General features: G+C 65.6%; 11 protein-coding genes. 9 read left to right on the top strand and 2 right to left on the bottom strand.

Annotation, left to right across the window (positions count from 1 at the left end):
• Nucleotides 1–3: 3 nt before the first annotated feature.
• Both ACCD07_RS12175 and ACCD07_RS12170 read right to left on the bottom strand, forming a co-directional pair.
• Nucleotides 4–882: an N-acetylmuramic acid 6-phosphate etherase gene (locus tag ACCD07_RS12175; RefSeq protein WP_353401689.1), complete on the bottom strand. Its 879-nt coding sequence runs from the start codon at nucleotides 880–882 to the stop codon at nucleotides 4–6.
• Between the two features lie 7 nt (nucleotides 883–889).
• Entirely contained in the window at nucleotides 890–1,630 is a 741-nt protein-coding gene (locus tag ACCD07_RS12170) for a GntR family transcriptional regulator (RefSeq protein WP_176653317.1), read from the bottom strand.
• Between the two features lie 166 nt (nucleotides 1,631–1,796).
• Between ACCD07_RS12170 and ACCD07_RS12165 the strand changes: the two genes are divergently transcribed.
• From ACCD07_RS12165 to ACCD07_RS12125, 9 genes are all read left to right on the top strand, one after another.
• Entirely contained in the window at nucleotides 1,797–2,231 is a 435-nt protein-coding gene (locus ACCD07_RS12165; RefSeq protein ID WP_176653316.1) for a YchJ family protein, read from the top strand.
• Nucleotides 2,232–2,275: 44 nt separating this feature from the next.
• Nucleotides 2,276–3,898, top strand: a complete 1,623-nt coding sequence (locus ACCD07_RS12160) for a carboxyl transferase domain-containing protein (protein ID WP_413447474.1) — start codon at nucleotides 2,276–2,278, stop codon at nucleotides 3,896–3,898.
• Between the two features lie 9 nt (nucleotides 3,899–3,907).
• Nucleotides 3,908–4,777, top strand: coding sequence for a dienelactone hydrolase family protein (locus tag ACCD07_RS12155; RefSeq protein ID WP_413447473.1), 870 nt, complete (start codon nucleotides 3,908–3,910; stop codon nucleotides 4,775–4,777).
• 2 nt (nucleotides 4,778–4,779) lie between these two features.
• Nucleotides 4,780–5,565 (top strand): enoyl-CoA hydratase/isomerase family protein, encoded by a 786-nt coding sequence (locus tag ACCD07_RS12150; RefSeq protein ID WP_353401696.1) that lies wholly within the window; start codon nucleotides 4,780–4,782, stop codon nucleotides 5,563–5,565.
• Nucleotides 5,566–5,582: 17 nt separating this feature from the next.
• Nucleotides 5,583–6,917 (top strand): adenosylmethionine--8-amino-7-oxononanoate transaminase, encoded by a 1,335-nt coding sequence (gene bioA / locus ACCD07_RS12145; RefSeq protein WP_413447472.1) that lies wholly within the window; start codon nucleotides 5,583–5,585, stop codon nucleotides 6,915–6,917.
• Between the two features lie 2 nt (nucleotides 6,918–6,919).
• Nucleotides 6,920–8,104, top strand: a complete 1,185-nt coding sequence (gene bioF / locus ACCD07_RS12140) for an 8-amino-7-oxononanoate synthase (protein ID WP_413447471.1) — start codon at nucleotides 6,920–6,922, stop codon at nucleotides 8,102–8,104.
• Nucleotide 8,105: 1 nt separating this feature from the next.
• Nucleotides 8,106–8,888 (top strand): dethiobiotin synthase, encoded by a 783-nt coding sequence (gene bioD / locus ACCD07_RS12135; protein ID WP_353401701.1) that lies wholly within the window; start codon nucleotides 8,106–8,108, stop codon nucleotides 8,886–8,888.
• A gap of 17 nt (nucleotides 8,889–8,905) precedes the next feature.
• Nucleotides 8,906–9,955 (top strand): biotin synthase BioB, encoded by a 1,050-nt coding sequence (bioB, locus tag ACCD07_RS12130; RefSeq protein WP_176653309.1) that lies wholly within the window; start codon nucleotides 8,906–8,908, stop codon nucleotides 9,953–9,955.
• A gap of 65 nt (nucleotides 9,956–10,020) precedes the next feature.
• Nucleotides 10,021–12,060: an acetyl/propionyl/methylcrotonyl-CoA carboxylase subunit alpha gene (locus ACCD07_RS12125; protein WP_413447470.1), complete on the top strand. Its 2,040-nt coding sequence runs from the start codon at nucleotides 10,021–10,023 to the stop codon at nucleotides 12,058–12,060.
• Nucleotides 12,061–12,067 lie beyond the last annotated feature (7 nt).

The raw sequence follows: 12,067 nt of genomic DNA, 5'->3' as shown, positions 1-12,067 counted from the left end.
GTTCTACCTGAGTGCGGCGCGGACGTCGCCATCGGCTTCGTCCAGCAGGGTTTGGGCCTGGTCGACCGTCAGTTTTTTCAGCAGGGCGACGATGGCGATCTTGACCTGGAAATGGCATTGTTCCAGCATGCCGCGCGCGGTGGCGGCGTCGCTGCCGGTGGCGTGCATGGTCAGCTGCACCGCCCGTTCGATCAGCTTGGCGTTGGTCGCGTGCAGGTCCACCATCAGGTTGCCGTAGACCTTGTGCAGCCGCACCATCAACGCGCTCGACAAGGTGTTCAGGACGATTTTTTGCGCCGTGCCCGCTTTCAAGCGCGTGCTGCCGGAGATGATCTCGGGCCCCGTGTCGAGGACGATGCCGATATCGGCATCGGTCACCACTGGCGTGCCCGCATTGTTGGCGATGCCGATCGTCAAGGCGCCCACGGTGCGCGCGGCGTGCAGCGCGCCCAGCACATACGGCGTCGTGCCGGATGCGGCCATCAGCAAGACCACGTCGTTATACACGGGATACAGCAGGCGCAGATCGGCCGCGCCCTTGGAGCGGTCGTCCTCGGCGCCCTCGACCGCCTCGAACATGGCGCCCAGGCCGCCCGCCAGCAGGGCGACGGCGCGCTGGTGCGGCCAGGAGAAAGTGGGGAACAGCTCGACGCTGTCGAGGATGCCGAGCCGGCCGGAAGTACCGGCGCCTACATACACCAGGCGTCCGCCGGCGGCGATGCGCGGCGTCATCGCCTCGACGGCGGCGGCAATGCCGGGGGCGGCGGCCTGCACCGCCTGCAGCGCCTGCGACTGGTCGTCGATCAGCGCTGCCACCAAAGCCTCAACCGAATACAGGTCAAGCTGCGCATGCTGCGTACTCGGCGTTTCGGTTTTCAGCATAGGAGGCTCAGGTTGCGCGGCGCATCTCCGCTACAAAGTCATAGTGATCGCTGTGGCAATACGAGTGCGTCAGCTCCATTGCCTCGCCCGATTCCAGATAGGCGATACGAGTAATGTACAGCACGGCCTGCCCCTCGGGCACGCCCAGCTGTTTGGCCAGTTCGGCCGATGCGTTCATCGCGCGGATGTGCTGCAGCGCGCGCGCAGGCGCCTGGCCTATGCTTTCCAGGTACTGGTACAGCGACGCACCCACCGCGTTCGGATCGTTGAGGATGGTCTGCGGCAGCACCGACACCTCATACGCCATCACCACGTCGTCGGCCAGGCGCAGGCGCTCCAGCCGCGCGACCTTGGAATACGGCGACAAGCCCAGGCTCAGCTGCTCCTCGGGCGTCGGCGTGACGATGGCGCGCTTGAGCCAGCGCGAACCGGGAATATGGCCGCGCTGCTGCAATTGTTCGGAAAAACTGGTCAGGTTCGACAGCGGCTGTTCAATGCGCGGCGCAATATAATTACCCGATCCGCGACGGCGCACCACCAATCCCTGGTCCACCAGCTGGTCGATGGCCTTACGCGCGGTGACCCGCGACACGTTCAGCAGCTCCGACAGGGCCCGCTCGGACGGCAGCGCCTGGTCCACCTGGTAGCGGCCGTTATGTACATCATCGCTTAATTTACGGGCAATTTGCATGTACAGCGGCGAACTGTCGTTGGCGTCCGCCTTGAATTCAAAACTGGTCTGGCTCATTCAATTCTCCTAACGCCTCTAGTGTAATAGCGTTACAGAAAACGTGTACGTATCAGACCGGTGAAAATAACAATATTTGTACACATGGCATAACGGCAAGCCCGGCGGAATGCGGCTATTTGGCGGATAATGCGGGATTGCACCACCAGCCAGTCCGCCCCAAAACATGTCCAAGAAGTCTATCGCGTCCGTGGCCTGCCCCTGCGGCGGCCCATCCCTCGCCACCTGCTGCGGCCCGTTTATCGAAGGCGGCGCCATCCCGCCGACGGCTGAAACGCTGATGCGTTCGCGCTATACGGCCTACGTCCAGCGCAACGAGCCCTACCTGATGGCGACCTGGCACGCCAGCACCCGTCCCGCCGAGCCGATTATGAGCAACGAAGAAAAATTGCAGTGGCTGGGACTTGAGGTAAAATCTGCTTTACGTTTACGTCAACGTAAAGCAGAAGAGACCGACCCGACCAGGGATACGGTGGAGTTTGTCGCGCGGTTCAAGATCAATGGCCGGGCGCAGCGCCTGCACGAGATCAGTAATTTTGTACGCGAGCCGGCCGAAGGCGGGGCACGCTGGTTTTACGTTGACGGTAGTTTTCCGGAATAAATCACTACGACGCGTCCGAGACCACGCGCAATAAAGGAAAAGCAATGCCGCAGATCGAAAGCAAACTCAATCCCCGCAGCGAGGATTTCAAGGCCAACGCGGCCGCCATGCAGGCCGTGGTGGACGACCTGCGCGACAAGATCGCCAGGATCGCCCTCGGCGGCGGCGAGGCGGCGTCGGCCAAGCACGTCGCCCGCGGCAAGCTGCTGCCGCGCGACCGCGTGCAGATGCTGCTCGATCCCGGCACGCCTTTCCTCGAACTGTCGCAAATGGCCGCCTACGGCATGTACCAGGACGCCAACGGCGCCGACGCCGCGCCGGCGGCCGGCATCATCACCGGCATCGGCCGCGTGGCCGGCCAGGAGTGCGTGATCGTCTGTAACGACGCCACCGTCAAGGGCGGCACCTACTACCCGATGACGGTCAAGAAGCACCTGCGCGCGCAGGAGATCGCCGACCAGAACAACCTGCCGTGCATCTACCTGGTCGATTCGGGCGGCGCCAACCTGCCGAACCAGGACGACGTGTTCCCGGACCGCGACCACTTCGGCCGCATCTTCTACAACCAGGCCAACCTGTCGGCCAAGGGCATCCCGCAGATCGCCGTGGTGATGGGCTCCTGCACCGCCGGCGGCGCCTACGTGCCGGCGATGAGCGACGAATCGATCATCGTCAAGGAACAGGGCACTATCTTCCTCGGCGGCCCGCCGCTGGTGAAGGCCGCCACCGGCGAGGTGGTGACGGCGGAAGACCTGGGCGGCGGCGATGTCCACACCCGCCTGTCCGGCGTGGCCGACCACCTGGCGCAGAACGACCTGCATGCGCTGTCGCTGGCGCGCACCATCGTCTCCAACCTGAACCGCAGCAAGCCGCAGCAGGGCGCCTTGCGCGAAGCCGCGGAGCCGAAGTACGCCACCGAAGAACTGTACGGCGTGATCCCGGTCGACACCCGCAAGCCGTTCGATGTGCGAGAAGTGATCGCGCGCATCGTCGACGGCAGCGAATTCGATGAATTCAAGGCGCGCTACGGCACCACGCTGATCTGCGGCTTCGCCCACATCTTCGGCATGAAGGTCGGCATCATCGCCAACAACGGCATCCTGTTCTCCGAGTCCGCGCTGAAGGGCGCGCACTTCATCGAGCTGTGCGCGCAGCGCAAGATCCCGCTGGTGTTCCTGCAAAATATCACCGGCTTCATGGTCGGCCGCAAATACGAAAACGAAGGCATCGCCCGCAACGGCGCCAAGATGGTGACCGCCGTCGCCACCGCCGCCGTGCCCAAGTTCACCGTCATCATCGGCGGCAGCTTCGGCGCCGGCAACTACGGCATGTGCGGCCGCGCGTTCTCGCCGCGCTTCATGTGGATGTGGCCCAACGCCCGCATCTCGGTGATGGGCGGCGACCAGGCGGCGTCGGTGCTGGCCACCGTCAAGCGCGACGGCATCGAAGGCAAGGGCGGCTCGTGGTCGGCGGAGGAAGAAGCGGCGTTCAAGCAGCCGATCAAGGATCAATACGAACACCAGGGCCACCCGTACTACGCCACGGCGCGCCTGTGGGACGACGGCGTCATCGACCCGGCCGATACGCGCATGGTGCTGGGCCTGGGCCTGTCCGCCGCGCTGAACGCCGAAATCGGGGACACCAAGTTCGGCGTGTTCCGGATGTAAGGGATGGACATGCGGAACCGATATCTTCAAGGCGCGGCACTGCTTCCGGCCGCACTGGTTTGCGCCGGAGCGGCGGCCGCCGCCTTGCCTGCTGTCGACGCCCGCATGAACGAACAGGTCGTATCGGTTCCGGCCAAGATAGGCCGCGAAGAAATCAGCCTGCAAACCACCATCTTCAAGCCGCCAGGCGACGGCCCGTTCCCGGTGCTGTTCATGAACCACGGTAAAAACGGCGGCGACGCGCACCGGCAGGAGCGGGCCCGCTATCCGGTCATCAGCCGCGAGTTCGTCAAGCGCGGCTACGCGGTCGTGATCCCGATGCGTAAGGGCTTCGCCGGCTCGGGCGGCACCTACGTCAATTCGCACTGCAAGGCGCGGGAGAACGGCGAAGACCAGGCCACGTCGCTGTACTTCGCCATGGAATACGCGATGAAGCAGCCGTGGGCCGATCAGGAGCACGTGATCATCGCCGGCCAGTCGCACGGCGGCCTGACGGCGCTTGCCGCCGGCAGTCACAACATCAGCGGCGTGCGCGGCGTGATCAACTTTGCCGGCGGCGTCAACAGCCAGTCGCACTGCGACTGGCAGGCCGCGCTGGTCGACGCCTTCAAGGCCTACGGCGCGGCAAGCACCACGCCAAGCATCTGGTTCTATGGCGCCAACGATACCCATTTCGGCCCCAAGCTGGCCGCCAGCCTGTACGCGGCCTATACCGGCGCCGGCGGCAAGGCGCAGCTGGTGGCCTACGGCCCGTTCAAGCACGACGCGCACACGATGAGCTCCAGCCGGGACGGCGTGGCCGTCTGGCTGCCGCAGACGGAGCGCTTCCTGCAATCGGTCGGCATGCCGACCGAAATCAAATACACCATCAAGGACTGAAGATGAGCTTTACTACTCTGGACATCAGCCGCGAAGGCAAGACCGCGACCGTCACGCTGAACCGCCCCGACGTGCGCAACGCCTTCAATGAAACGACGATAGCCGAAATCACGCAGGCCTTCCGCGATCTGGGCGCCGACGCCGATCTGCGCGCCATCGTGCTGGCGGCGAACGGCCCGGCCTTCTGCGCCGGCGCCGACTTGAACTGGATGAAAAAAATGGCGGGCTACACGCACGCCGAAAACCACGCCGACGCTCTGCAACTGGCGGAGATGCTGCGCACGATCTACCTGTGTCCCAAGCCCGTCGTGGCCAAGGTGCAGGGCGATTGCTACGCCGGCGGCATGGGCCTCGTGTCCGCATGCGACATCATCGTCGCGGCCGACGAGGCGAACTTCTGCCTGAGCGAAGTGAAACTGGGACTGATCCCCGCGACCATTTCGCCGTATGTGATCAAGGCCATGGGCGAGAACGCCTCGCGCCGCTACTTCCTGACAGCCGAACGCTTCAGCGCGCAGGAGGCGCTGCGCATCGGCTTCGCCCACGAGGTAGTGGCAGCCGATGCGCTCGACGCCAAGGTGGCGGAGATCGTCAAGGCGCTGGTCAACAACAGCCCGAACGCCGTGCAGCAAGCCAAAGTGCTGGTGCGCGACGTGGTCGGACAAACCGTCAACGATGCGCTGCTGGCCGATACCGCCGAACGCATCGCCCATATCCGCGCGTCGGAGCAGGGCCGCGAAGGCGTGGCCTCGTTCCTGGAAAAGCGCAAGCCGGGCTGGCTCGGCTAACAGAGTTTGGAGTTGTTTTGGAATTGAATAAACAAAGCGACTGGGTAGCACGCAGCCTGCGCAGCGTATGGCATCCGTGCACCCAGATGCAGCACCACGAAACCGTGCCCCTGATTCCGGTCAAGAGCGGCAAGGGCGCGTGGCTGTACGACCATGAAGGCCGCCGCTACCTGGATGCGATCAGCTCCTGGTGGGTGAACCTGTTCGGCCATGCCAACCCGCGCATCAACGCGGCCCTGAAAGACCAGCTGGATACGCTGGAACACGCGATGCTGGCCGGCTTCACGCACGAGCCGGTGATCGAACTGTCCGAAAAGCTGTCGGCGCTGACCGGCCATGTGCTGGGCCACAGCTTCTACGCCAGCGACGGCACCTCCGCCGTCGAAATCGCGCTGAAGATGAGCTTTCACTCCTGGCGCAACAATGGCAAGAGCGGCAAGCAGGAATTCGTCTGCCTCAAGGGCAGCTACCACGGCGAAACCATCGGCGCGCTGGCCGTCACCGACGTCGCGCTGTTCAAGGACGCCTACGGCCCGCTGCTGCGCGCCTCGCAAACGGTGATGTCGCCGGACGCTCGCAATGCCAATGCCGCCGAAGGCGAGACGGCGGCCGACGTGGCACGCCGCGCCGCGGCTGATGTCGAACGCCTGTTCGCCGAACGGGGCGACCAGATCGCCGCCATCATCATCGAGCCGCTGGTGCAATGCGCCACCGGCATGGCGATGCACGATCCGCTGTACCTGAAGCTGGTGCGCGAACTGTGCGACCGTCATTCGGTGCACCTGATCCTCGACGAAATCGCCGTCGGCTGCGGCCGCACCGGCACCTTCTTCGCCTGCGAGCAGGCCGGCGTGTGGCCGGACTTCCTGTGCCTGTCCAAGGGCATCAGCGGCGGCTACCTGCCGCTGTCGCTGGTGATGACGCGCGACGAGATCTACCAGGCCTTCTACAGCAGCGACGTCACGCGCGGCTTCCTGCACTCGCACTCGTACACCGGCAATCCGCTGGCCTGCCGCGCCGCCCTGGCGACGCTGCAGATCTTCGAGGAAGACGACGTGCTGAACGCCAACCGCGCCAAGGCCGAGCGCCTGACCGCCGCGCTGCAACCGCTGGCGCGACACCGGCAGGTGCGCAACTTCCGCCAGCGCGGCATGATCTGGGCCTTCGACGCCGTCGACGCCGCACCCCATTTCTCGCGCCGCTTCTTCGCCACGGCGGTGGAGCACGAGCTGCTGATGCGCCCCATCGGCTCCACCGTCTACATGATGCCGCCGTACATCCTCGATGACGAGGAAATCGACGGCCTGGCCGCCAACACGCTGGCCGTGTTCGACAAAGTGATGGCGGGCTGACCATGGAACTGCTCAATCAACTCAACCAACAGCTGCGGGCGCTGGACGAACGCAGCCTGATACGCCGGCGCCGCACCGTCGATTCGCCGTGCGGACCGCGCGTGTCGGTGGACGGCCGCGAACTGCTGGCCTTCTGCAGCAACGACTACCTCGGCCTGGCCAATCACCGCAAGCTGAAACTCGCGCTGCAGGAAGGCGCGGCGATGTACGGCGTCGGCAGCGGCGCCTCGCACCTGATCAGCGGCCATGGCCGCGCCCACGCCATGCTGGAACAGCGCCTGGTGGAATTCGTCGGCGCCCACCTGGAATCGCCGCGCGCGCTGACCTTCTGCACCGGCTACATGGCCAACCTCGCCATCATCACCGGCCTGACCGCCGGCGACCGCGAGGCCGAGATCTTCTCCGAATCGCTGAACCACGCCTCGCTGATCGACGGCGCGCGGCTGTCGCGCGCCGGCGTCAAGGTCTACCCGCATGCCGACCTGGAAGCGCTGGCGGCCATGCTGGCGGCGTCGAAAGCCGCCACCAAGCTGGTGGTGACCGACAGCGTCTTCAGCATGGACGGCGACCTGGCGCCGCTGCCCGAGCTGCTGGCCCTGTGCGAACAACACGGCGCATGGCTGGTCATCGACGACGCCCACGGCTTCGGCACGCTGGGCGCCAACGGCCACGGCGCGCTGGAGCACTTCAACCTGCGCTCGCCGTACCTGGTCTATATGGGCACGCTGGGCAAGGCCGCCGGCGTGGGCGGCGCCTTCGTCGCCGCGCATGAAACGGTGATCGAAACGCTGATCCAGAAGGCCCGCCCCTACATCTTCACCACCGCCGCCCCGCCGGCGCTGGCGCACGCGCTGCTGACCAGCCTTGAACTGCTGGAAGGCGACGAGGGCCGCAACCGCCGCGCCCATCTGCAGGCATTGGTGGCACAATTGGACGATGGCCTGCGTTTGCAGCGCTGGCAGCGCCTGCCCTCGAACACGGCGATCCAGCCCATCCTGATCGGCGATAATGCTGAAACCATGCGCGCCGGGGCGGCCTTGTACGAGCAGGGGCTGTGGGTGGGCACCATCCGGCCGCCGACGGTCCCCCTGGGTACCTCGCGCCTGCGCGTGACGCTGTCCGCAGGGCATAGCAGCATGGAAGTAGCAAAATTGATAGCCGCGATCAATGCATTGGAAAGGACTTGATATGAGTCTCGACGATCCCGTGATAGCAGTGGATGTACCGCAGACGCAGGTGCAACCGGCCCCCGTGACCACCGGCATACCGCCGCGCTTTTGCTGTTTTGTCACCGGCACGGATACCGAAATCGGCAAGACGCTGGTTTCATCGGCGATGCTGCACGCGCTGGTGCAGGCCGGCGTGCGCGCCTGCGGCATGAAGCCGGTCGCCGCCGGCGCCGAGCTGCGCGACGGCGCATGGCACAACGACGACTGCGACCAGCTGGCCGCCGCCGGCAACGTCCACCTGCCGCAGTCGATCACCACGCCGTTCCTGCTGAAGGAGCCTGCCGCGCCGCATATCGCCGCCGCGCTGGAAGGCATCACGATTTCGCCGGTGCCTATCCTGGCGGCCTACGTCGAGATCCACGCCGCGTCCGACGCGGTGGTGGTGGAAGGCGTGGGCGGCTTCCGCGTGCCGCTGAACGACGATTTCGACACCGCCGACCTGGCCGAGCAGCTCGACCTGCCGGTGGTGCTGGTGGTCGGCCTGCGGCTGGGCTGCATCAGCCACGCCTTGCTGACGGTGGAGGCGATCGAGTCGCGCGGCCTGAAACTGGCCGGCTGGGTCGCCAACGAAACACAGGCGGACATGGAGTTCGCCGACGAGAACGTCGCAGCATTGGAACAGCGGATCGCTGCGCCGCTGCTGGGCCGCGTGCCGCGCCTGGAACAGCCGGGCGCCGAAGCGGCGGCCGCCCATATCGACTTTACGCAGCTGCCGTATTGGCCAGCTCAGAACAAACTTTGAACGAAGAAGGAATCACGATGTCCCTGAACACCCTCCAAGAACCGAAAACCGTTTCCCTGCACCGTCCGACGGCCGCGATCACCTTGCCGCCCGCCGCCACCTGGCCGCTGGAAGACGTGATGGCGCTGTTCGACTTGCCGTTCAATGACCTGATGTTCCGCGCGCAGCAAACGCACCGCGCCAACTTCCCCGACGGCGACGTCGAACTGGCGACCCTGCTGTCGATCAAGACCGGCGGCTGCGAGGAAGACTGCGGCTACTGCCCGCAGGCGGCGCGCTACGACACCGGCGTCGAAGCCAAGAAAATCCTCGACATCGACACCGTGCTGGACGCGGCCCGCCAGGCCAAGGACAACGGCGCGACCCGCTTCTGCATGGGCGCGGCATGGCGCAGCCCGAAAGACCGCGACATGGACAAGGTCGAAGAGATGGTGCGCGAAGTGAAGGCGCTGGGCCTGGAGACCTGCGCCACGCTGGGCATGCTGGAGGAAAAGCAGGCCGAGCGCCTGAAAGCGGCCGGCCTCGATTACTACAACCACAACCTGGACACCGCGCCCGAGTTCTACGACAACGTGATCTCGACCCGCGAATACCAGGACCGCCTGGACACGCTGGGCCGCATCCGTGAAGCTGGCCTGAAGGTCTGCTGCGGCGGCATCGTCGGCATGGGCGAAACCCGCCTGCAGCGCGCCGGCCTGATCGCGCAGCTGGCCAACCTGAATCCGTATCCGGAATCGGTGCCGGTCAACCACCTGGTCCAGGTCGAGGGCACGCCGCTGTACGGCATGGATCCGCTGGACCCGCTCGAATTCGTGCGCACCATCGCCGTCGCCCGCATCACGATGCCGAAGGCGCGCGTGCGCCTGTCGGCGGGCCGCCGCCAGATGGGCGAAGCGGTGCAGTCGATGTGCTTCCTGGCCGGCGCCAATTCGATCTTCTACGGCGACAAGCTGCTGACCACCGAAAATCCGGAAGCGGAAGACGACCGCGCGCTGCTGGCGAAACTGGGCCTGAAAACCCGCGGCGCCGTGCTTGAATCGGCACCGAAGGAAAAGTGCGGCTGCTGATCCAGCCTCGCCGAACCACCACACAATAAAAAAACTTCCAGCCACAAGCTGCAAAGAGAGAGACCATGTTTACAAAAATACTGATCGCCAACCGTGGTGAAATCGCCTGCCGTGTAGCCGCCACCGCGCGCCGCATGGGCATCAAGACCGTTGCTGTCTATTCGGAGGCGGACGCCAACGCCAAGCACGTCGCCGTGTGCGACGAGGCTGTGCTGATCGGTCCCGCCGCCGCCAAGGAAAGCTATCTGCGCGGCGACAAGATCATCGCCGTGGCCAAGGCCACCGGCGCGCAGGCGATCCATCCCGGCTACGGCTTCCTGTCCGAGAACGCCGAATTCGCCGACGCCTGCGCCGAGGCGGGCCTGGTGTTCATCGGGCCGCCGGCATCGGCGATGCGCGCGATGGGATCCAAGTCCGCCGCCAAGCAGCTGATGGAGAAGGCCAACGTACCGCTGGTGCCCGGCTATCACGGCGAGCAGCAGGACGCCGACTTCCTGCACGCGCAGGCCGACAAGATCGGCTACCCGGTGCTGCTGAAGGCTTCGGCCGGCGGCGGCGGCAAGGGCATGCGCGTGATCGAGAATTCGGCGCAGTTCAAGGACGCGCTGGCATCGTGCAAGCGCGAGGCGATCAGCTCCTTCGGCGACGACAAGGTGCTGGCCGAGAAGTACCTGCAGCGTCCGCGCCACATTGAAATCCAGGTGTTCGCCGACACGCTCGGCAATTGCATCTACCTGTTCGAGCGCGATTGCTCGGTGCAGCGCCGCCACCAGAAGGTGTTGGAAGAGGCGCCTGCGCCGAACATGCCGGCCGAGCGCCGCGCGGCGATGGGCGAAGCCGCCGTAGCCGCCGCCAAGGCCGTCGGCTACGTCGGCGCCGGCACGGTGGAATTCATCGCCAACCAGGACGGTTCGTTCTACTTCATGGAGATGAACACCCGCCTGCAGGTGGAGCATCCGGTGACCGAAATGATCACCGGGACCGACCTGGTCGAATGGCAGATCCGCGTCGCCGCCGGTGAGCCGCTGCCGAAAAAACAAACCGAGCTGGCCATCAACGGCCATGCGATCGAAGCGCGCATCTACGCGGAGAATCCGGAGAAGGGCTTCCTGCCGTCGATCGGCACGCTGCGCCACATGGACACGCCGGGCGCGGTGACGTTCGAGCTGGGCGGCTCGCCCGACCTGCCGGCCGGCGTGCGCATCGATTCCGGCGTGCGCGCCGGCGATGCGATCTCGCCGTTCTACGATCCGATGATCGCCAAGCTGATCGTCTGGGGCGCGGACCGCAAGCAGGCGCTGGCCCGCATGTCGCAAGCGCTGTCGCAATACCAGATCGTCGGCCTGAGCACCAACATCGCCTTCCTCAAGCGCCTCGTCGAAGGCCAGGCTTTCTCCACCGCCGACCTGGACACGGGCCTGATCGAACGCAATCACGACACGCTGTTCCCGGCCGCACAGGCCGCGCCGGACGCCGCGCTGGCGTTGGCCGCCGTGTCGCTGATCGAATCCGAGAAGGAGCGCTCGGCCGCGCAATCGGGCGCCAACGCCGCCGATCCGTGGGGCCAGGCGCTGGGCTGGCGCATGAACCACCCGTATGTGCGCGCGCTGTCGTTCAGCGACGAATTCGCGGCGGCCAAGCCTTACAGCGCCAACGTCAGCTATCGAGCCGCCGACTGGCTGTTCAGCGTGAACAGCGCGCAACCCCAGGTCCTGAGCCTGATGTCGCAAGAGGGGAATGACTTCAGCATCAAGCTGGGCGACCAGGCCGTGCATGGCACCGTGCGCCGCGACGGCGACATGTTCCACGTCTTCACCAACGGCGCCCACTATCCGCTGGCCTACAACGACCCGATGGCCCACGCCGGCGAATCCGAGGCCGAAGGCGGCCGCCTGACCGCGCCGATGCCGGGCAAGGTGGTCGCGGTGCTGGCCGCCAAAGGCCAGGAAGTGAAGAAGGGCGATGCCCTGGTCATCATGGAAGCCATGAAAATGGAGCATACCATCGCCGCGCCGCACGATGGCGTGGTCGACGAAATCCTGTACAGCGTGGGCGACCAGGTGGCCGATGGCGCGCCGCTGCTGGCGTTCAAGACAGCGGCGTAAAGGAGAT

Source organism: Duganella sp. Dugasp56, assembly GCF_047304105.1.
GTDB classification, from domain to species: domain Bacteria; phylum Pseudomonadota; class Gammaproteobacteria; order Burkholderiales; family Burkholderiaceae_D; genus Rugamonas; species Rugamonas hordei.
The sequence above is the reverse complement of the archived record's forward strand: the minus strand, read 5'-3'. Positions and strand labels throughout refer to the sequence as shown.